The 25,065-nt window shown below is 33.2% G+C and carries 8 protein-coding genes; all 8 read right to left on the reverse strand.

Annotated elements, in window-relative coordinates:
* Nucleotides 1–16: 16 nt before the first annotated feature.
* Nucleotides 17–2,668, reverse strand: a complete 2,652-nt coding sequence (locus tag WBG07_RS19070) for a non-ribosomal peptide synthetase family protein (protein ID WP_340203689.1) — start codon at nucleotides 2,666–2,668, stop codon at nucleotides 17–19.
* A 141-nt stretch (nucleotides 2,669–2,809) separates the two neighbouring features.
* Nucleotides 2,810–5,878 carry a cyclic peptide export ABC transporter gene (locus WBG07_RS19075; RefSeq protein WP_340203691.1) on the reverse strand — a complete coding sequence of 1,023 codons (3,069 nt, stop codon included), beginning with the start codon at nucleotides 5,876–5,878 and terminating at the stop codon, nucleotides 2,810–2,812.
* 66 nt (nucleotides 5,879–5,944) lie between these two features.
* The gene (locus WBG07_RS19080; RefSeq protein WP_340203693.1) at nucleotides 5,945–7,156 is read right to left on the reverse strand and encodes a glycosyltransferase; all 1,212 of its coding nucleotides are present in this window, start codon (nucleotides 7,154–7,156) and stop codon (nucleotides 5,945–5,947) included.
* Nucleotides 7,153–8,055, reverse strand: a complete 903-nt coding sequence (locus WBG07_RS19085) for a prephenate dehydrogenase (RefSeq protein ID WP_340203695.1) — start codon at nucleotides 8,053–8,055, stop codon at nucleotides 7,153–7,155. Before WBG07_RS19085 ends, WBG07_RS19080 begins: the two co-directional genes overlap by 4 nt.
* A 232-nt stretch (nucleotides 8,056–8,287) precedes the next feature.
* Complete coding sequence (locus WBG07_RS19090) at nucleotides 8,288–9,916, reverse strand: MBL fold metallo-hydrolase (RefSeq protein ID WP_340203697.1); 1,629 nt, start codon at nucleotides 9,914–9,916, stop codon at nucleotides 8,288–8,290.
* A gap of 13 nt (nucleotides 9,917–9,929) precedes the next feature.
* Nucleotides 9,930–10,985: a thioesterase domain-containing protein gene (locus tag WBG07_RS19095; protein ID WP_340203699.1), complete on the reverse strand. Its 1,056-nt coding sequence runs from the start codon at nucleotides 10,983–10,985 to the stop codon at nucleotides 9,930–9,932.
* Between the two features lie 120 nt (nucleotides 10,986–11,105).
* A complete protein-coding gene (locus tag WBG07_RS19100) occupies nucleotides 11,106–14,432 on the reverse strand; it encodes a non-ribosomal peptide synthetase (RefSeq protein WP_340203701.1) in 3,327 nt (1,108 codons plus the stop codon).
* A gap of 10 nt (nucleotides 14,433–14,442) precedes the next feature.
* Nucleotides 14,443–25,017, reverse strand: a complete 10,575-nt coding sequence (locus tag WBG07_RS19105) for an amino acid adenylation domain-containing protein (RefSeq protein ID WP_340203703.1) — start codon at nucleotides 25,015–25,017, stop codon at nucleotides 14,443–14,445.
* Nucleotides 25,018–25,065 lie beyond the last annotated feature (48 nt).

The following is a 25,065-nucleotide window of genomic DNA, read 5'->3' on the forward strand; positions in this document are numbered from 1 at the left end:
ATTCTAAAGTCACTTTTTAGAAAACAAATTCACTTATAAGGTTTGACAGCTGCACTGCATTATCATTTTTTATAATTGAATAATGATCTCCTTCCATTTCTGTATAAGTTAATGTATCAAAGTATGAATCTAGTAAGCTGTTCTTTTCATTACTTTCTGAAGCTTTGATATATAAGGTTTTAAAACCCTTATATTCCTCTATACTATAGTTTATAGATGAAACATGTAATGACCTCATAATATTGACTATTTTAATAATATCATCCTTATCCTTCATTCCTTCAAAAATGTGTTGATAGTCACTCCCTATGTTTGTTAATAGTATATCTATGTCTATCTCTTTAAGTTCTTGACAGTTTATAAACCTATTCCATAAATGATTTATATCATTCTCTTCACTCAACCATTGGGGTTTTTTAGCAAGTAAGGTTTCTATTCTTTCTTTTTCATATGTCAAATCAAACCCAACATTTTTTTCAGCCTCATGTTGTAATCTTGTATCTATCAACACTAAACTATTTACGGTATCTCCAGCTTCTTTTAGTTGTTTGGCAATTTCCAAACTTAAAAGACCTCCAAAGCTCCACCCTACTAGGTTATAAGAGCCAGAGCTCTGTATCATTTTAATTTTTTCAATATATTCTTGAGCTAATTGTTTGATCTCTATCACTTGGGGACCAAAGCTTTCAGTTTTATACTGAATACCGTAACAACTTAAATCCATTTTTTTTACCAGTTCAAAATAGCATTGCAAGTTTCCGGTGACATCGTGTATAAAAAATATAGATTCATCGGCCTTAGATAATTTGAGTAGTTTTATTTGGTCTGCTATTTCGGGAATATTTAGAAAGGCTTTTTTTTCTATCGCCTCAATATGCAATGAAAGATCCAAAATGGTTTTCTTTTCAAAAAGATCATCTATTGACAGGTTTACCAAAAATAAATCTTTGATTTTATCAATCAATTCAATAATTAATAGTGAGTGCCCTCCCAATTTAAAAAAATCACTTTTTAATCTTATCGCACTTACATCCAGATTTAATAATTGTGACCATAGTTCACGTAATTTTATTTGTGCCTCATTTAATTCTACAAAATCGTTTTCATTTTCTTCAACTTCTATAACTGGATTTTGTAAGGCTTTTTTATCAATTTTTCCATTCACTGTGAGCGGAAAGGATTCAAGCTGAATATAATGAGTGGGTATCATATATTCTGGCAATACTTCTAATAGCTTTGATACAATTGTATCCTTGTTTAATATTCCTGAAGAAGAAATAATATAGGCAAGTAACTGTTTTTCTTCTAATTGATTTACACTTACTAAAACAGTACTATTTGAGATCATTTGCAAACTATTTAAATGGTACTCTATTTCACCCAGCTCTATACGATGCCCCCTAATTTTGATTTGGTTGTCTATTCTTCCTAAAAATTCAATATTTCCATCCTCTCTGTATTTACCGAGATCTCCGGTTCTATAAAGAATTTTGTCTTGCTCTTCTGTTGAATATGGGTTGGGTAAGAATAATTTGCTTGTCAATTCCTCATTATTCAAATATCCATTGGATACTCCTAAACCTGCTATACATATTTCTCCTTTAGTTCCATATGGAACTAAGGCAAGGTTATCATCTAGAACTAAAACTTTGTTATTAGCTATCCCTTTTCCAATAATATTCTCAGAATTCAACATATTCTTCTTGTTAATATTATAGGCAATAGCCCCAATTGTTGTTTCTGTTGGACCATAATGATTTACAAATTTCACAGATCTTCTTTTCTCTTGATAAAAAGCAACATCACTTAAATCAATAGCTTCTCCTCCAAGTATTAAAAGTCTTAAAGAATTGGTATTGATATTATCAATAAAATGATCTGATTTATACAGCATTTTTAGGTGCGAAGGAGTTAATTTTAAATACGAGATGTTATTGTCCAGAATATATTTTGCTATATAGTTTGGGTCAAAGTGTTTTGAATTGTCACTTATATATAATTTAGCGCCTGAAAGTATACTGCCCCATAAGCTAGTATAACAAAGATCAAAGGCATGTGACGAAAACAATACAGTGCTGTCTCTAAAATCAATGCGATATGAGTTTTTTAACCAGTTCACATAATTGATTAGAGAATTATTGGAAACACATACTCCTTTTGGGAAGCCTGTTGTTCCTGACGTATATATGATATAAGCATCACTATCTGATGCTATTTCTATGTTTATGTTATCTGTACTGCATTGCACCCAATTTTCGCTTTCTTCCCAACTTACATTGTTTATATTGGTTTCTATTTTTTCATTTGAAATTAAAAGAGCTGAATTACTATTAGACAAGATATAATCTATACGCGTTTTAGGTGAATAATAATCGATGGGGAGATATGCAGCTCCTGTTTTTAGTACCGCAAGCATAGAAATTATAAGATTCTCACATCTAGGCATCATAATGGCAACAATGTCTCCTTGACCAATATGGCAATCGTCCATTAAATAATGAGCTAGTTTATTTACTTCTTCGTTTAGTTCTTTATAAGTAAGTTCTCTTTCTTTGTAGTGAATGGATGTATTGTTATAGTTTTCAGATACAATCCATTCAAATTTTTTTACGATAGAATTTTTATCTAATTGAGCTGAGAACAACTCTTTATTTTTAGAGGTAGTCATACTATTTTTAATCTATTTTTTGTGAGGGTATGCTAAGAGATATGAACTATTTCATTAGGCATTAGTGGGTAGAAGTAACCATAACATAAGCTATGATTTATCTTAAGCGGTATGAAAAAATACTTGAAGTAATTCTACATACTAAGAAAGTACCTGGCTATTTTTAGGCAATAGATTCATTTTACCTTCTCTCAATTCAAGAATTTTATCTGCAACGTCAAAGTAATGGTTATCATGAGTTATGGCAATAATTATTTTACCAGCTGCTTTCATTTGAGGTATTAATTCTCTGTAGAAAAACAATCTAAATTCAGGATCTTGGTCTGCAGCCCATTCGTCAAATAAATAAATGGGTCTATCTTCCAAATAACATTTTAATAATCCTAGCCGTTTTCTTTGCCCAGACGATAAATTAATTGTGCTGAACTCATTATTTTTAATCTCAACTTTATCCTGTAGTTGTAAGGTCTCTATGAGTCTTTGTATTTCTTCTTTTCTATCTTCTAATGAAATACCGTATATTTTCTTGAACAAGTAAAGCGGATTAAATGTAACTGAAAAACACTCTCCTAATTCAGATCCAGTTATTATTTCATCATTGATTTTTATTAAACCCGTATCAGGTTTATATAATCCTATAAGAATTTTTGCCAGTGTTGTTTTCCCACTTCCATTTCCTCCAGTTATAAATAAAACTTCTCCTTTAGTAATTTCTAGGTTTATAGGCCCTACTCCAAATGAACGCTTATTTCCTCGATTTGTATCAGAATAATTAAAATTAATATCTTCCATTTTTAGACTCTGTACAACACTGTTTGGAATGCTGTGTTCTTCTAGTTTGCTATTGGCTATATCTGCTGGAATATCTTTTAAAAATTTTTGTATCCTAAGCCAGGATACTTTAAGTCTCATTAAATGAGGAACCGCATTTAATACACTGTTAATAGGCCCTATGAGATATAATAAAACAATAACGAAACTCATGAGCGTAAAAAAGGAAGTATCTGGATAAATTCTTGAGAGCCCTATAGATACTAATCCTAGTAACAACAACAATAATGATTCTCCTACTAAAAAGGCATTTACAAACTTAATATCTGCGGTTGTATTTTTGTCTTTAAATACGTATGCACTATTAGACATATCTTCAACGTATTGGTGCTTTTTAATTTTATGAAGGTTTATCTCTTTCATCCCATCAACCATTCCATTAACAAGGTTCATAAAAGTATTTCTTTCATCTCTTGCGCTTTCAAAATACACATTTGCTTTTTGTCCTACATAATGATAGAGATAGGCCAAACATACCATGGTAACTATAATTATTAATGTAGACCAAGTTGATATAGAAAACATATAGACAAAAGCTCCCAAAATGGTAATGACACTGGTAACTAAATTCACAAAAGTACCTGTGGCACCTCCCATTAATGTTACATCTTCATTTAAAACCGTATATATTCTTTCTTTTGGAATTTCTTCCAGTTTTTGAAATGAAGTTTGCATTATTTTATGGATTAACTTCACTCTGATATCATACATCAATTTTTGATTTATCTTCACCAGTTCTGATTGTACAAATCGTCTACCTAATAGGTATACAGCAGCTATTAACAAAAAGTAAAAGACCAAGTAAAAGACCTCTAAAGTAGTATCTAATGCAGAGGTAACCATGATGATTACCAAAACATTCGCAACTCCTGAAAGAATGCTAAATAAAACAATTTGCGGTATTCTTTTTTTATAAAAGTTTTGTTCTGGAAAGAGGGTTCCTATTAAATATGCCACGTAACTAACTGCCATACTTAATAGACTTAGCTTGATTAATACTTCAAAACTAGCAGGAGTCCACACTAAGATAGCGTTCCAATTAAAATCTGCGATAGCTTCTGGCGAAAGATATATTGCTAACAAAAACGGGCTCAACATGATCAGTAGCCCAATAAACTTACCTGTCATTCTTAAGCTAAGTTTTTCATATACTCTTTTCTTTTTTAGAATTTGAACTACTATAAAAACAATATATGCTATCACTAAAAGAGTATAAATGGAGAAAGCAATTGATAGCATTGAAAAAAGTCCATCGTTTTGATCACCTGGCTTAAATTTTTCATTTATTTTCTCACCCAATAAGAGTTTAGTAACTCTATCTGCAATTAAGGGAGTATATGAACTATTTGAATTGGCCAAGACGGCAATTCCTAAACTATCATTAGGTCTAAGTATTATATGTGATGTAAAGTTAGGATTAAGTCCAGAATGATATATTTCTCCATTTCCTCTCAATGATATTTCCCAGCCTTTGGCGTAAGAAGACATATTGTGCAAAGGAACTGTTTTATCTCTTAAGTGGGTTAATTCTATAGCTTTCTGAAAATCGGTTTTCGTAACCCCCAATTGGAGCTTGAGCCATTTAACCATATTATCTGCACTAGATATAACGTACCCAGCTGCATTATTACCTTTATAAACTGGTGCTTTGTAAGGTCTCGCATTAAAAAAGCTAACCTTATGTCCTGTTGCTTTTAACTGGCCATCTTTAGGAGTTCCAATGGTGGTGTCATCAAGCTGAAGTTTATTAAATATACGTTGCATATAAACTTCAAAAGGAACTGAGGTCACCTCCTGAATGATCAATGCTAAGACATCATAGTTTATAGTGGCATATTCAAACTTTTTTCCTGGCTCATGAGATAATTCTATATTCTTTAGCGTCTCAACGGTAAGTTTCAATGCATTTTTTTCATTAGATTCAGGAATATCTGATATTGTTTCCCAAGGAATTCCGCTTGTATGATGAATTATGTGTTTCACTTTAATTTTAGTATTCGCGCCATTATAAGTGGTTTGAAACCATGGTATATAATCTGAAACGTACAGCTCTGGATCTATTTTTCCTTGTAGTATTAATTCTGATATAGCAAGTGCGGTAAATGCCTTGCTATTTGAGCTTAACTCAAATAAGGTTTGAGATGTTACTTTTTGAAGTAGTTCCGTATTAGCATATCCAAAATTTAAGATAGTGTCCTTTTCGCTTTGAACAATACTTAATGTCAGTCCGGGGATATCTCCTTCGTCCATGAGCTTAGTGACCATTTCACGAATTTCTTCAAAAGATGCTTCTTTTAATGTTTGCGATGCTAATTCATGACTCCCAAAAAATGTACAAAACAATGTAAGTACCCAACCTATTATTTTTATTAACCTCATTAATTTATATTTATAAGCAAAGTTTATAACCTGCTAATTATCTATTTCTTAATTTATATTTTTGATTCAAGTTGTATTTAGATGTTCCCGAATAAATTTGACTCCATCATTCCTTTGGTTTTGCTCTTTAAATAGCGTACTCATTTTTTTTATACTATTCTGAATTGTGGCACTACCTACTACTTTTATGATGTTTTTTGATAATGACTCTATATTCATTGTATCAATAACATCTTCTACCCCTATTTCATGATATACTACGCGATGGGCATTATCTCCTTGATCTCTTCCCATGGGGAAAACTATCATCGGAGTTCCATAAAATATGGCTTCCTTTATCGTATTTAATCCTCCATGAATTATCGCTATAACACTTTTTTTAAGAATTATTTTTTGAGGCACCCAGCTATGTATAGAAACATTGTTTGAAGGATTGTTTAATTCCCATTTTTCCCGATTAGATCCTACAGTCATTATTAAATAGAAACTTCCTAAACTAGGAGATTGCATACAGGCTATCATTTGATTAAAAAAGTGCTTTGCCTTTTCTGGCGAACTTTTTGCCTGAGACCCCATTGAGGCGTAAATAAGTTTTTTGTTTTCTGGGATGTTATGGTCTTCAAAAAAAGAGGAACTTGCTTTCTCTTCTAGTATTCCCGGCCCTAAGTATCTTCTTTTTTTATCTTTCTCAACCACCTCGTTGATTTCAAATTCTTTGGCACACAACAAAAATTCAGGAATATTTTCAATCGGTGCAATAATATCGTCTAATCCTTGATACGATATCTCATTTCTACTTAAAAAATCTATCATGGCAGAAAGAGGTCCGGCTGTTAATTCACATAAACTTCTGAAGCACAATTCTTTTAAGGTGATTGGATCCTTTAGCCATAGCAAATGGGTATATAATACTATTTGTTTTATATTTTTATACTTATAGTAAAAGATTAGTGTGTCTAAAATCAGGAAGTGATTTGTAATTATCAATTTAGGATTTAACTGGTGAATTCGATCATTCGTTTTATCATTTAAGAGACGGCTGTAATATTCTTGATTCTTACTATTAAAATCGATATCCAAATTCTCATACATTTCATAATATGTAAACCCTGTTTTTTCAACGATTTCTCTGCTGCGACTTAATCCTATATAGCATACACTATAACCACTTTTTATTAGTGAATCTGCCAATTTAAACGTAGGTATAATATGTCCCGGCTCCCAATCCACATAAAAAATAATATCTACCATTACATTCTTTTGTGAGTCATTATTCAAACAATCGTTTTTTTAGTATTTGATAGTTTTCCATTTAATATCAAGGGATTTATTTTATCGTTAGCTAAAATTTCTCTTATTCGGTTTGTCTCTGTAATTTGCTCGTGAATTTTATCAAAATCACCATTGTCAATTAACTTTTTAAAAGCTTGTAAATTATAGATATATTCTTCTAATACTTCCGCTACATTACTTCTGTTCTGTTCAAAAATTTGAGTCCACATGTTTGCTGGGCTTTTTGCCAATCTGACGGTACTTTCAAATCCGCTCCCAGCCATATCAAAAATATCTTTTTCAATTTTTTCTTTTTCCATCACCGTTTTTCCAAGCATAAAAGAGCTTATGTGTGATAAGTGCGAGACATAGGCTATGTGTTTATCATGAATTTTGGGGCACATGAAGCGTAAGTTCATCCCTAAGTTTTCAAATAGAAGAAGCCCCATCTGTTGTAATTTATAAACTGTTTTTTCTACCTCACAAACAATCATTGTTTTGCCATAAAACAGATCTTTTTTCGCTGCTTCCGGACCGGAAAATTCGGTTCCAGCAATTGGATGTGTTGCCAAAAAATTTCTTCTTTTAGGGTGAGACCTTAAAGTATGACAAATCAATTCCTTAGAAGATCCTACATCAAATACCAATGTATTATCACTAACGGCTTGTAATATTTTGGGAAGTATTTCAATACTTACATTCACCGGAACGGCTACTATTACAATATTGACATTATAAAGTTCTGGATAGCTTATCTCTTTATCTATTAAGCGCAGGGATAAAGCCATCAAAAGATTTTCTTGGGTGTTATCAATACCAAAAATTTCGGCATCTTTATGAGCACGTTTTATAGAAAGAGCAAAAGATCCTCCTATAAGCCCTAGACCTACAATAGCTATTTTCATTATTTTGATTTACTGGAATTAGATGTAGCTTTTGAGAAATGCTACTTTTTAAGTTGAAATAAGAATTGCCTAAGACGCATTAATAAATAGTACATACGATAACTTTTGTGTAAGTAAAATATCATAGTTTTATACCTACTATTTTCAGGAATAAATAAGTGATTTTCCTGTGTACAATTCTTGTTCTAGACCGTATTTATGGTATTTAAATAATATTTTTTTTTAAAGATCATTAAACAGCCACGACCTTTTCTATCTGATATTCTATTATTTTTTCTCCAAATAAACGTTCTTGCTCAATGCCTTTTGATTTACAATACTCAAGAAGCCTATTAGATTCAATTATGGGAAGTGATTCTTCGTCATACTTAATAGAACTAATGTGCTTGAGCCATGGCTCAAGGCCCATAGCGTAAACAAACACATCTTTGGGGTTAAAAGCATCTACCATTGCTTTTGCTTGTTCAAAATTACATCCCGCTAATCTTCTTGATTGATCTTTTCCATAATCCAAAGTCTCGGGCATTAATGGTCCATAAAGCCAAGAAAGTGGAGCACCATGACATTCCATCCCCAAGAAAATAACATTAATGTCTCCTATAATATTACGAATTCTCTCATAAAGTTTAGGCGACACATTACAAGAATCGGCTGCGAAAAGCATTTTGAAACCATCTTTAAATTTAACCATATGACAGAGTTTACTTCTGATATCCAAATCACAATGTTCACCTATAAATGGAAGACCTGTAATAGTACAGTCATCAAATTCTATAGTTTCCATTTCGCCTAGTTCAATGATATTTTTAAAACCTAATTTATTAAACATTAGTTTAAGGTTAGGGTCTTGTAGAGAGCCTCCATCACTTCTTGGAACTATAATGTTTTTAACTCTCCCACGTATTCTTAAAAGCGTTTCAAAAAGTATATGATCTTGATGATTGTGGGTAATAAGTACATAATCTATGGTTTCTGGAAGATCCTCATAAGAATATCTAGAAATGTCTGTTTCATAACCGTAACTAATCAAGGGGTCAGCTAGAATTGTTGTTTTATTGGTTTCGGTTAGTATGCATGCATGTCCAAAATATCTTGTTAAAACCCCATCCCCTTCATATTTTTTATAAACTCTGGGAGGCGCTGTTGTGAAAAAAGTATTAAATAACGCTTCTTGCTCTTCATTCAATGAAAATTTACTGAGAATGTCTCCATATTTTCTTGGTTTGGAAGCCATTGCAAATAATTCATCTATCTCTTCACTTCTAAAAGGAATATGAATTCTCAAAATATCCTTATTGGGTAATTTAGGAGTACTTAGCACAAAAGATCTGGAGTCGTCATCCCGCACTAAAAACAGGTTAATACTTTGAAGGGTTTCATCATAAAATTCTGTTTCATACAATAAGGTTTCAAAAAACCTAAAAGAAGGCCTATTGTTAATATCGTATAGTAATTCTACCATTCCCTGCAAACTTTCAGGAACTTTAGCATATAAATCCGTTAATGCATGTCCATCTGCATGCTCTTGCAGCATTTTATTCAAATAAAAAATATCTTCTCTTAGGCTTATTAATTTTGCGCATTTGGTTTTAGTATTTTCTATAAGTGCTGCTATTTCATCTACTCTTTCACCTTCATAGTCTATAAAAGGGCCTCCTAACATTTTAGGGTTTTTAACCGCTTTTGCATGTAACGATGGGTACGTAACATAAGATTCCATGATTTTCAAGTGCCTATCCTTGATATTCATTGCGGCGGTTGCTGGAGAAACTATATGTGGCCAAGCATACCAGTTGTCTATTAAAGGCTCTACAGCCAAATTTTGTTTGATATAAACTAAATCATCATTTTTAATTTTCATGTGTTCTTGCTGTTTATCTGTTTAATATTTTGCTAAAATGATACGTATCTTTTTCTTCCATACTTAGAAAGAAATCCTCAATAGTTTGAGATAAAAACTTTGCATTAGATTTATCCATAATGGAAAAGTGATCTCCTTTTGATTCCTTGATGGTTAAAGAATTGATATGGTTATTTAAGAAATCTGAAGTAGCATAGACATTATCTTTTGCTTTTATATATAGTACGTTGGTGTTTATATACCCTCGCAACTTATAATTAAACAAAGAATTTATTAATGTTCTTATAATATTATGTGTTTTCAGTATCTCCTCTTTATCGCTAATTCCAGATAACATAGGTTTAATATCTTCCGGAGTAAACTTAAGTACTGTTTCAAAAGAAATATCATCAATTTTACCTGATTGAATTGCTGTATCCCATAATGATATTGTAGAATTGGAATCGCTTATCCATTTTGAGTTTTCCTTGAAAATAAGTTTTAGTATTTCCTTTTCTTGTTTTAGATTAAAATTCAGGGAGCTTTTATTAGGAAAGTAACCTGTATCTATCATGACAATACAATTTACTTTTTCTCCATTTTTTTGCAACTGTCTTGCCATCTCATAACATAATATCCCTCCAAAACTCCACCCTATTAAATTGTAAGGTTGAGTGTTCTGAACCGATTTCATCTCTTTAATATAATAGGTAGCTAATTCTTCTACACTTACAGTTTCTGGTGCAAAATGATTCGCTTTATACATGATACCATAGCAATTGGCGGAATTAATCATATCTGCCAAAGCAATATAGGAGTTAACGTTACCGCTGCCATCATGAAGGAAAAATAGATTATTTCTATGTTTATAGGGTTCTTTGAGGAGCAGCATCCTTTCTGTTCCCAAAGTACTTGAAGCACTTCTCTCCTTCATAAGTTTGATACACTTTATAAGTTCTTCCTTATGCTCCTTAATTTCTGCTAATAGCGCAGAATTCTGAAAGTCTTTAGGAAGCTTTACTTTTATGTTATCTCCTTCTAGAGTTACTTTGATCTTGTTTTTTCTTAATTTATTGAGAAGTTCATTCATTTTTAAATAGTTTAATAATATCCTTGGTATCAAGGTATATTACAGTTTGTGATTGTTTTCACAACCATTATGTTAACGAGTAAGTTTGTACTCAAAATGAATGGTTAAGAAGATGAAGAGTTATATTATTATTTCGGATTCTACATTGTTCTCATCTACTTCCTTATCATTTAACCACAAATAATCATTAATCATTTCTGCTAGAGCGGTGATAGTTTTCTTATGAAAAATATCTTTTAAAGCGATCTCAACAGAAAACACTTCTTTGATCTTATTAGATAAATTAATTGCTTTAAGCGAATGCCCTCCGATTTCGAAAAAATTTTGAGTAACTCCTATTTGTGTATCCTCTATGCCTAAAAGAAGTGCCCATATTTCCACCAACTGCTTTTCTATGTCTGTGGATGGTGCAACGTATTCTAATTTTTGAAAATCTGGAACTGGTAATGCCTTTCTATCTATCTTTCCACTTGGTGTTTTTGGGAAATCTTCAAGAAAAACATACGATAAAGGAATCATATAGTCTGGTAGTAGATCTCTTAAGCTTTTTGTAATTTCTGATTGCTCTATATTTTCTTCTGAAATTATATAACCCACCAAGAACAAATCTCCTGTTGTTTTTGTTTTTACATCTACTATAGCTCTTTGAATAGAACCAATGCTAAGCAATGCAGCTTCTATTTCTCCTAACTCAATACGATACCCTCTAATTTTTACCTGATGGTCTTTTCTCCCTAAATATTCTATATTTCCATCCTCCATCCATCTAACCATATCACCAGTTTTATATAGTCTTGCATCTGGATCACTAGAAAACGGGTTTGTAATAAAACTTTTTTCTGTAAGTTCTTTTGCATTTATATATCCTAGCGAGAGACCGGCACCCGCCAGATACAATTCACCTGTTACTCCTTCTGGAACTACTTTCATATTTGCATCTAGAATATATGCTTTAACATTAGCAAGAGGCTTGCCTATGGATATTATTTCTGTGTCAAGCATAGAAGGTAGCACCTCGGTTTGTGTGCTAATAACTGTAGCTTCTGTTGGTCCGTAAGCATTATAGAATTTATAATTTTTATACTTTTTCGCTAAAGACAGAGAACATGCTTCTCCTGCAGCAATAACTTTTTTAAGGCTTGGAATATGCTCTAAGTCTATAACATCTAGAAATGATGGTGTTGCATGAAGTTGTGTAATATTTTGAGCTTCTACATAGCTTTTAAATAAATTATGATCTAAAATAGTAGCTTCATCTAGCATCACTAAAAGACATCCACTTAGTAAAGAAAGCCATATTTGTTCTACCGACGCGTCAAAATATATCGGTGAAAATTGTAGAATATGATCATTTTCAGTAATGTCAAAATATTCCTTTTGATTATAGATCAAATTTATTACCGAGCTATGGCTAACCCCAACCCCTTTAGGATTTCCGGTAGATCCAGATGTATATATTATGTATGCCATTGAATTGCTATCAAAATCTGCTTCCAGATTTATTTCTGATTCTACATCCCACTCTATAGCATCTATCAAAAGTATTTTGGAATTAGAGAATAATTTTTCATATCCATTTGATGTTATCACCAAGCTAGCATTACTATTGGAAAGTTGATATTCAATTCGGGATATTGGCTGCGATGGATCTAGAGGAAGATAACTACACCCTGCCTTAAGAATTCCTAACATTGCAATAATCATATTTATTGATCTCTCCATACATATACCAATAACATCCTCATTTTGTAACCCTTTAGATACAATATGACTGGCTAGCAAATCTGATCTGGAATCTAATTCTTGATACGTTACTTCTATTTCGTGATACTTTAATGCAATGGCTTCTGGTCTTTTAATCACTTGTTTATGAAACAGATTTATCAAAGTTTGGTTTAGATCATATGCTTTATCATTGTCATTAAACCCGTAAACTATCTCATCGTATTTCTCTTGGGAAAGTAAGGTTAGTTCACTTATCTTAATATTTGGGTTTTTGAGAATTTGATCTATTAAAAATTCTAAATAACCTGCAAATTTCTTAGCGGTTTCTTCCTTAAAAAGATCTGTACTGTATTCTAGCGAACAGTTAAAACTATCATTTGACTCAACCAAATTTAAACTTAGATCAAATTTAGACATCCCCCGGTCAAACCCTAAAGATTCTATCCCTAAGCTGTTCTCTCCAGAAAGGCTTTCTACCATATTAGAAGATTCTTGCTTTCTATATGAGATGAGTATATCAAATAAAGGATTTCGGCTGGTATCTCTTTCCAATGCCAACTCATCAACTAAATCATCATATTGATATAATTGATGATCAAAGCAGTTAAGAATATTTTCTTTGACATTCTCTATATACTCGGTAAAGGATAGTGCTGCTTTTACGTTATTTCTTAAAGGAACCGTATTCACAAACATTCCAACAATCCCCTCCAGATCCACATGATGTCTACCCATGGTAGGAGTACCAACTATAATGTCTTCCTGGCCACTAAGTTTACTTAATAGAAGGGTATACACTGAGGTGAAAAACACAAAAGGTGTCAAGCGAAGTTTTTGAGTTAATTCTCCAATTTCTTTTATTTTTTTTGTTGCAATATGAAATTTCACAGAACTTCCTTTACCACTTTTTACCAAAGGGCGATTGTAGTCTGACGGAAGTTGTAATGCGGATACTGGCTCTTTATATTCTGAAAGCCAAAACTCCTTGTCTGCAAGCATCAATTCCTGTTGGGGACTATCTTGTTGCCAAACTGCATAATCTATATATTGTAATCTTAATGGTGGCAGATCAAACCCCTTATATAAACTCCAAAAATCATTTATCAAAATCTCCTGAGACAAACCATCACTTACAATATGGTGTTGATCTAGAATTAAAATATTTTCTCCTTCTTTTATATGAATTAGACCTACTCTAAAAGGGTAACCACTAGATAGGTCAAATGGACGAATAAACTCTTTGATTACAGCTTCCGACTGATCTTTGGAACCAGAAAAATAAGAAATCTCAAAAGCATTAGAAGGAATTATTTTTTGCACTACCTCGCCATCGTTTAAAACAAAATTTGTGCGTAATATTTCGTGACGATCTACAATTTTTTTAAACACCTCTTCTAACAGAGAGGTGTTTAAGCTACCACTAATATTATGTATTGAAGGTATATTATAATTGAGTGATTCTTTATCAAATTCATAGAGAAAATACATTCTCCGTTGTGCCGAAGATAAGGGGTAGTGAGATCGTTTTGCTGCTTTTGAGATATTAGAAAATGTTTTACCCTGTACGAGCTTGATATACTTAATTAGCTCTTCCTTGTTTTCTTTAATTTCAGTTAACAACTCCTTATTTTGAAAGTTTTCAGGGAGTGTTACCTTTATGTTTCCACCCTCCAAAGCTACTTTAACTTTATTTTTTCTTAGTTTGCTTAAAATATCATTCATTTTCAATAGTTTATATAATTATCCCAAATTCTTCGTTATCCTGATTCACCTTATTTTCTTTTAACCAGGAATAGTCATCAATTATTTCTGCGATAGCTAAAATTGTATTTTTTTGAAAAATTTCTTTTAAAGGAATTTCTACAGAAAAAGTCTCGCTGATTTTGTTAACAAGGTTTATAGCTTTTAAGGAATGCCCGCCTATTTCAAAAAAGTTTTGTGTGGTTCCTATTTTTTGCTCTTCTATTTCCAAGATGGTTGCCCAAATATGTGCCAATTTTTTTTCTATATCTGTGGCTGGAGCTACATATGCAGAAGCGATAAACTCTGGTGCTGGTAATGCTTTACGATCTACTTTACCGCTTGGCGTCTTAGGAATTACTTCAAGCATAACATAGGATTGCGGAATCATATACGCTGGAAGTTGTTCTTTTAAATGCCTTATTACTTCTGATGAGTTTACTGTTTCATCTGCCATTAAATATCCTACCAATTGTTTATCTCCAGCTGCTGTTTCTTTTACTTCCACTAGCGCCTGCTGTACGGTATCTAAAACTTGGAGTTTTGCCTCTATTTCCCCCAATTCTATGCGATAACCCCTTATCTTTACCTGATGGTCTTTTCTTCCAAGAAATTCTAGATTCCCGTCAGGTAACCAGCATACGATATCTCCTGTCCTGTATAGTTTTGAGTCTGCTTCATTTGAAAATAAATTTTCAATAAAGTTGTTTTTGTTGAGCTCTGGTTCATTTAAATAGCCTTTGGAGAGTCCGGGGCCTGAGAGGTATAATTCTCCAGCAACTCCTATAGGAACCACTTTCATATAAGTATCCAGAACATAAGCTTTGGTGTTGGCTATTGGTTTTCCAATTGGCATGGATGCTTTGTTATACAAAGCTTTGCCAGCCTTATACATTGTTGCTGTTACGGTAGCTTCTGTCGGTCCGTATTTGTTATAAAATTCATAGTCTTTAAATTTTGTTGCCAGTGGTGATTTGCAGGGTTCTCCTCCTGCGATAATTCTTCGCAAATTGGTGTTCTCTTCAAGCATGAGCGTTTCAAGAAATGATGGCGTTGCGTGAAAATGTGTCACCTTTTGAGCGGCGAGATACGCATTTAGGCGCTGTTGATCTATTAATGTAGCTTCATCAATAAGCACCAAAGTAGACCCGCTTAGTAAAGACAACCAAACCTGTTCTGCAGAGGCATCAAAATAAATTGGTGAGAATTGCAAGATGCGATCACTTTCACTAATACCAAAAGCTTGCTGTTGGTTGTTCACCAAATTTACTATACCCTTGTGCTTAATACTTACTCCTTTTGGATTACCTGTTGATCCAGAAGTGTAAATCACATATGCTTGTGCAGTACTATCAATGTTTAATTCAGGAGCCTCTTTTGAGAGTTCTTCCCATGAAAGCATATCAATTAAGACTGTATTTGATTCGGCACTTAAAAGTTTCTGATAGATTGTTGAGGTTATAATGAGTTTAATATCAGCATCACTCATCATATATCTGGTTCGTGAAACAGGTTGTTTAGTATTCATTGGAATATAAGAACAGCCTGCCTTTAAAATACCTAAGATTGCAACAATCATTTCCAAAGATCTGTCCAAATAGATTCCAATAACTTCCCCTGTGTCTATTCCTTGGGTTACTAAGTGATTTGCCAAAGCATTGGCGCGTTCTTCCAATTCCATATAAGTAACCTCAGTTTCATTATATTTTAATGCTACTTTACCCGGTGTTTTCTGTACCTGTTCTGTAAATAGATCTATGAGTGTTTTTGTAAGATCAATATTTTTATCGGTATCATTAAACTCATGCACAATACGATCGTACTCTGATGATGATAAAATGGTTAATTCGCTAATATTAACTTTTGGATTAGTAAGCACCTGATCTGTTAATAATTCAAAATATTGTGAAAATTGTCGAATCGTTTCTTCTTTAAAAAGATCTGTGTTGTAACTAATATCATAAAGGAGTTGACCATCAATTTCTTTTAGAGCCATATGTAGGTCAAACTTCACAACATTCTTTTCCAACTTATAGGGTATAATTAGGTCATCATGTTCAACTACATTTTCATTTTTCTCTTTTTTATCGTAAGAGAAGAGTACATCAAATATTGGATTTCGGCTAGTATCGCGTTCTATGTCTAATTCCTCAACAAGATTTTCATATTGATATAAGTAATTATTAAAGGCTTCAAGGCTGTTTTCTTTTACATTAGTAAGAAACTTTGTAAATGACAATGTTCCATGAGATTGATTTCGTAAGGGAAGTGTGTTTACAAACATTCCCACAATACCTTCAAGGTCTGCATGGTGCCTGCCTGATACTGGCACCCCTACCACAATGTCTTCTGAAGTACTAAGTTTGGATAGAAGTACGTTATACAGCGATAAAAACAACATAAAGAGCGTTACGCCATTATCTTCTGCAAGTTGTTTTAGTTTTTCGCTTTTTTCTGTATTGATATCGAAAAGCATACTTGCCCCATTTGACGTCTTGACAGAAGGACGCTCAAAATCGGTATTGAGATTTAAATGTGCTATTTCCATCTCAAATTTTTGTAACCAATAAGCTTTATGTTGCTCCAGTAATTCAACTTGATCTATATTTTCTTGCCATACCGCATAATCTTTATACTGCAATTGCAACGGTTCTAAGGTATCTCCCTGATACAAGGTCCAGAAGTCTTTAAGTAAAACTTCCCGAGATAAACCATCTGAAACAATGTGGTGTTTATCGGTCATTAAAATATAGCCACCTTCTTTGATCGTTATCAACCCTACTCGAAGCAGATAATCCTTAGATAAATCAAATGGACGAACAAAATCTTTTACAATGTCTGGTATCTGTGCTTCTTCTGCTGTAGTATGCGCTATTTGAAAAATTTCCCAATCTCCTATTTTTTGTACAATTTCATTATTTATAATCCTAAAATTAGTACGTAAGCTTTCATGCCGTTTTATCAGTTCACGGAATATTTTTTCAATACGTTTTACATCTACAGAAGCCTTCATCCTATAGATTCCAGGCATATTATAGGCAAGTGAGGTTTTGTCGAATTCATATATAAAATACAACCGCCTTTGTGCTGGAGAAAGCGGGTAATACTCCCGTTCGTTTGCTTTAGATATCTTGATAAATATTTTTTTATCCAATTCATTGATGTACTCGGCCAGTTCAAGAATGGTTTTCTTTTCAAAAATGGTATCTATAGATATTTCCACCAAGAATAGTTCACTGATTTTATAGATCATTTCTAGTGCTAAAAGAGAATGACCTCCTAGATTGAAGAAATCATTGTTCAATCCTATGGCTTGTTGATCTAACTTAAGTATGTCTGCCCATAGGTTGCGTAGCTTTTGCTGTACTTCGGTATAAGCACCTTCTTCTAATGTAGTTTTAACCTCAGCCGTATTAAATTTTGGTAATGCTTTTTTATCAATCTTTCCATTCAACGTTAGCGGAAATGCTTCTAGTTGTATATAGCGCTTTGGCACCATATAATCTGGCAAGTTTAGAGACATTTCAGCAATGATATCTTCCTCGTTGAGCTTAGCGCTGGTTATGATCACATAAGCTACCAATTGGTTTTCCCCAAGCTGATTTTCTTCTATCAGAACTTTACTTTCCTGTATGGATTCCAGCGCATTAAGATGCATCTCCACTTCCTTTAATTCAATACGATGTCCTCTTATTTTTACTTGATCATCAATACGTCCTAAAAATTCTATATTTCCATCTTCTCGGAATCTCCCAAGATCTCCAGTTTTATATAGTTTTTTATCATGGTCGCCTGTAGCGTAAGGGTTTTCAATAAATTTTTCTGATGTTAGTTCTGGCTTATTAAGGTATCCATTAGACACTCCTAAACCAGCGATACATATTTCTCCTTTTATTCCTGTGGGAACTAAGGCCAAATTCTTGTTGAGTATAAAAATTTCATTATTATCTATTCCTTTTCCAATAACATTTTCAGTACTAAAAATGTCTTTCTTTTTAATGTTATGAGCAATCGCCCCAATGGTGGTTTCCGTTGGGCCATAATGATTCACAAATTGTACAGACCGTTTTATTTCTTGGTAAAATGCTACATCATTAAGATCTATAGGTTCTCCTCCAAGCAGTATCAACCTCAACGAATTTCTTTTTATATTTTCTACAAATTCTTTGGATTTGTACAACAGTTTTAAGTGTGATGGCGTAAGTTTTATAAAAGATATGCTATTTTCAAGAATGCAGCTTGCAACTTCTGCAGGGTCAAAGTGTTTTGAATCATTAACTAGGTGCAGTGTTCCTCCTGATAGAATACTTCCCCATAGGCTGGTATAACAAAGGTCATATGCATGTGATGAGAATAATACAGTACTGTCCCTAAAATCAATATTGTAAGAAGACTTAAGCCATGTTATATAGTTGTACAGAGAACGATTAGGTATACACACTCCTTTAGGTTTTCCTGTAGTTCCAGAAGTATAAATGATATACACATTGTCTTGAGCTTCCATCTTTTTATTGATGTTATTACACTCATTTGAGATCCATTTTTCACTTTGCTCCCAAGAAACATTTTGTGTTTCCACATTAATCGCTTGATCAGAGATTACGCATTTGGCGAGACTATCAGAAAGTATATATGCCGTGCGTTTTTCTGGCATATAATAATCTATAGGCAGGTATGCTGCTCCCGTTTTTAAAACCCCTAGCATTGAGATAATCAGTTTTTCTGATCGTTGCATTTTAATGGCTACAATATCTCCATTGCTAATGTGATGCGATTCCATTAAGTAGCGTGCCAGTTTGTTGGCTTCATCATTTAATTCTTCGTAGGTAAGTATGGTATCATTATAGCATACCGCTTCATTTTCAGGATCTTCCAAGACCATTTCTTCAAACATATCTACCACTGTAATTCTATGTGCTTCTTCAAGGTCCTTCTTGGCATTAAATCTGGAAATAATTATTTTTTGTTCATCCTCAGAAAGTATGGTTATACTAGCAAGTTTTGTGTCTATATTTTCTAGAATTTGTATAACGATCTTTTTAAAATAGCTAATAAATTTGTAGACAGTGTCTTCATTAAAAAGGTCCGTTGCATACGTAAATTGAAGCTTTAGATTTTCTTCTCCTCCTTTAGCAAATAATGCAAGGTCAAATTTTGAGTATTCATGTTCCTTATTTACCATATTAATATCAAGTTCTGCGTTTTGCATTGCTCCTTTTATGGTTTCTTCCTGATATACAAGAATGGCATCAAATAACGGATTACGGCTCATATTCCTGCCAATTTGCAGGGCTTCTACTAATTCATCATACTGAAATAGTTGATGATTAAAGCAATCTAGTGTATTTGATTTAACTTCTCTTAAGAATTCTAGAAACGTAAGGTCACTATTTACTGTGTTACGTAAAGGAATACTATTCAGGAATATTCCTACCACATTATCAAACTCTGAGTTTGGTCTTCCAGAAGAAGATACCCCCACAACAATATCTTCCTGATTGCTCAATTTATTTAAGAATGTGTTATATATTGTCAACAGCAACATAAACATGGTTGCGCCTTCGCTCTGACTGATTTTCTTTAGTTTTGCTGTCTCTTCAATACTGAGTGTAAATTCTAAACTTGCACCTTTTCCACTTTTTTTAGCAGGTCTTGGGTAGCTGGTTGGCAATTCTAATGGTATTACAGGGTTTTTATATTGTTCCATCCAAAATGCTCTATGTGCTTTCACCAGTTCTTTTTGCGCATCACTCTGCTGCCATTCTGCGTAGTCTTTATATTGAAATTGTAGAGGTTCTAGTTGTTCTTTGTTATAGAGGTTCCAGAAATCTTTAAGAAGTATTTCATAAGACAAGCCATCGCTTACTATATGATGCATATCAATCAGCAATAAGTATTCCTCTGCTGCAAGCGTCACAAGTTTAACTCTAAAAGGGTAATCAGAATTTAATGTGTAAGGTTTAATGAATTTCTCAATTTCTGAGTCAATATCTTTTTCTATTGCTTCCCCAAATTGAATAGTGAAGCCTTTTGCGCTTTTAATCTTTTGCATGACAACGCTATCTACCACTTCAAAATTGGTTCGCAGTGCTTCATGTCGTTCTACTAGTTGCTGGAATACCTGCGCTAAGAATACAGTATCTAGTTTTCCTTTTATGGTATAGAATTGAGGCACATTATACATAATTGAGCTCTTGTCTAGCTCATATACAAAATACAGTCTTTTTTGCGCAGATGACAGGGCAAAATATCCTTTATCCTCAGCCTTTGGAATTTGAATCTTCCCTGTATCTTGTCTTTGTAAAATAAGTTCTGCTAATTCTGAGAGTACACTGGTTTCAAAAATTTCTTCTAGTTGAATTTCTGTAGCATAACGTTCATTCAGCTTGTGCACCATTGAGATTGCCATAAGTGAATGGCCTCCTAACACAAAAAAATCACTATCAACACTTATGGTTTCTTTATCTATTTTTAAAGTTTCAGCCCAAAGATCAATAAGTCCTTTTTCAATTGCTTTTTCCGGTTTTTTAATTTCGTGCTTGGTCTGAATGGCAGCCAATGCCTTTTTATTTACTTTGCCATTGGAGGTCAATGGAATTTTATCAATACTAATATAATTGGAAGGCACCATATATTCAGGAAGGAAGGTGCTCAATTGTTCTTTAATAAACGTTGTATTGAGTCCTGGTGACTGTATTTGTATGCCGTTCTTGAAGAGTTTCTCATAGAACGGATTACCAGATCTTATATTTTCATAGTGATACGAGTTAAATTCCACACTAATAGAATCTAGTCCTTCTCTATACAATTGTCCTTTGATAAAAAAATCGGGATTGATATTATTGGAGGCTAACTTTCTTTGAATTTTCATTTCCAGGTAGTCTCCTTCTTTTACAGGAATCCCTGGATAAGCCACTGGCATGAATATAGGCAACCAACTTCCTGGATCTTCAATAATGTCTAGATTAATTTCATTATCCATATACAAATCCATCCAAACATAGAATCCGTTAAAAGTACTGTCTTTATTGAATGTTATTTTTGCATCATGCTCTTGTTCATATTGCATGGTTGATGTGTAATCAAGGTCTTCAAATACGTCATAATCAGCAATGATATTTTCTTTGGGGACATTTTTTACACAGAGGCGGAATTCAAAGTTTTCTCCATAATTAGAGAATATTTGCTCTACATAGTGATTTGCCACCTCAGAAAACGCATAGTCAAACATAGATTCGTCTAGTGAAATCGCTGATATTTTAGTAAGACTTCGTGCGGGAATCATATGTTGTGGATTCTTCATGAATTTTTTAACATGATTGATAAGTACCGCAGCACCTTCGGAACCTCCTATAGATCCTACAATTTCTGAAACACAATAATCAAAAATCTGGGGAAGATCAACTTTCATCACATCACCGTGAATTAAAGTGATCTTATCTTCCAGCCCCTCACTTTCAATTTTGGCTTTTGCTTTTAAATAGGTTTCTTCCAGTATCTCTACGGTATATACTTTGGCTGCTCCACACTCTATACACAATCTTGTAAGAATGGCTTCGGGACCAGGACCAATTTCTAATACCGTTTTTCCTTTGATAACTTTTTTAAGTGCTTCTTTGTATTTTTCATTTCTGGAAAGGTGTGTGTACATAGACTTATAAACCACATCATCATAAATAAAAAATTCTGCAATTGATGGCCAGAGCTCTACTTTTGGTTTTGTTGTATAATAAGCGATTAAGCTTTGCTGTTCTTCATTAAGTACAACTGCACTTCCTTGAATTTCAGGAATTTTGCTCATGGCACTTTCAATTTCTTCCAACTCAATCCTGTATCCTCTTAATTTTACCTGATTGTCTTTTCTGCCAATAAACTCTATATTTCCATCAGGCAGCCATCTTGCCAGATCCCCTGTTTTGTAAAGCGATATAACTGTTCCTACCTGAAAAGACTTTTTAATGAATTTTTCTTTAGTGATACCTGGACGATTTAAGTATCCCTTTGCCAGTTGAACGCCAGAAACACATAGTTCACCAGTAACCCCTACAGGACACAGTTGCCCATCATTATTTAAGATATATACTTTAACTCCCTGAAGTGGTTTTCCTATCGTAACGATGTTGTTTTCTAATAGAGGATGTACCGACATAGTGGTACACACCGTATTTTCTGTGGGACCGTAGGCATTGATTACTCTAAGACCTTTTTCAATAAGCGATTTTGTGAGTTCTGCGTTTAGTGCTTCCCCGGCAGAAATAATCACCTTCATGTTGAATATATTCTGCCTTAAGATTGCCTGATAAGAAGGTGGAAGTGTTGCCACCGTAATTTTTTCTTCACGAATGAATTTTGCAACTTCTTCTATGGAATTAATAATCTGTTTTGTGGGTATGGCAAGTTTTGCCCCAGCAATTAAAGTAGTAAATAGTTCCGAAATAAACGCATCAAAAGCAAAAGAGGCAAACTGCAATACATTGTCATGAGAAGTAAGCCCAATAACCTGTATTTGATTCATCACCATATTTAATACCCCTTCTTGTGTACACTTTACTCCCTTAGGTTTACCAGTTGTTCCAGAAGTATAGATAACATACCCTAAATGATCTTGTTGGATAGAGGGCAATGGAAGTACCTCCTTATAGTTTTCATAGTTTTCTGGAATATCGATGTAAATTTTTTCATATCCAGTGCCCAAAATATCTTTTAATGGCTTTTCCGTCACAATCATTTTAGCATCCACATCTTCCAGCATATAAGATATGCGTTCTGTAGGATATTCGGGATCAATAGGTACAAAAGCAGCACCTGATTTCAAGATTCCAATAATTCCTACAATCATTTCAATAGAACGATTCACGCAGATAGGAATCAATTCTTCTTTTTTCACTCCTTGATCTAGTAGATATTGGGCAAATTGATTCGATCTTTTATCGAGTGCTGCATAGGTTATTGTTGTTCCATTATAGACTAAAGCACTCCTATCTGCATTTTTTGTTACCTGTAATGAAAAAGCGTCTAATAGCGTAGTATTGTTTTGCGTTTCTAGATCAGCTAAATTGAACGTATTAAGAATGAGGTTCTTTTCTGATTTGGAAATAATGTCTATTTCATTTATTTTCAAATTTTTATTGGTAACAACCTGCTTTGTAATACTTTTAAAATATTCGGCAAATCTTTCTACTGTTTTGCTTTTAAACAAATCAGTGCTGTATTCAAACATCAAATTTAGACCCTCTTTTTGCTCTGAAGCAATAAGGGTAATATCAAATTTGGCATTTTTAAATTCTCTTTCGTATAACTCAAATTCTAGATCTGATATAGTAACACCTGAGTCTCCAAAACTGTCAAAACTAAACGCTATATCAAATATTGGATTTCTATTAGTTGACCTTTTAATTCCTAATTCTTCTACAAGTTTGTCATATTGAAAAGCTTGATGGTCAAAGCTATTTAGTACATTATCTCTAATGGTAGCTAATAGATCCACAAATGTTTCATTTGCAACTAGTTTGTTTCTAAGTGAAATGGTATTAACAAACATACCAAGCATATTTTCCAATGCTACATGATCTCTCCCTCTAGTAGGCACGCCTATAATAATATCTGTTTGATTGGTAAGTTTATATATTAGTATATTGTATAGGGTTTGTATGATCACAAATAGAGAGGTTCCCTGTGCCATTGCTATGGCTTTTAATTGCGCTGTTTGTGTTGCATTTATCTCAAAAAAATGCATAGCGCCTTGGTTACTTTTTATGGCCGGTCTTTTAAAATCAGTAGGAAGCTCTAGAGGCGTAATTTCATCTTTAAATTTATCAAGCCAAAAATGCTTATCTTCCTCAATAGCAAGTTGGTATTCTTCCCCTATTTGCCATTCTATATAGTCTTTATATTGTAATTGAAGTGGCTCTAATTTACCTCCTTCATACAACACTTTAAAATCGTTTACCAGAATAGCATGAGACATTCCATCACCAATAATGTGATGCATATCTATCATTAAGATTTTGTAGGCACTATGCTCAATGACTCCTATTCTAAGCAAACAATCTTTCGCCAGATCAAATGGACTGATAAATGCACGTACAACCTCTTCTACATCTTCTTCATCAACATGATAATGAGTTATCTTAAGTGTAACTTTTTTATGTATTTTTTGTACGGGTACTCCATTAATTACCTCAAAGTTTGTACGTAATATTTCATGTCTTGAAAGCAGCTGATTAAAAACCAACTCCATTTTTTCAATATCCAAGTTTCCCTTTACCTTGTAGATCTGCGGCATATTGTACGCTACTGAACTTTTATCTACTTCATACAAAAAAAACATTCTTTTTTGAGAAGGTGAAAGTGAATAATATTCCCTTTTTGGAGCTTGTTGAATATATGGAGACCTCGATGGACTTTCTAAATTTTTAAGGTATTGTAAGATCTCAGACTTATAGTCCTTAATCTCAGTAATTATTTGTTGCGAAAGATTTTCGTCGGGATCAAATACATCAATCTGATTATCATTTTCTGACAAAGTAATATTTAAACTTTTAAGTTTATTTAATAATTCTTCCATTTCAATTACTATTTGTTTATTATTCTGGTAAAAGATTGTGATGTAATG

The organism is Ascidiimonas meishanensis (assembly GCF_037782385.1).
GTDB lineage: Bacteria > Bacteroidota > Bacteroidia > Flavobacteriales > Flavobacteriaceae > Ascidiimonas > Ascidiimonas meishanensis.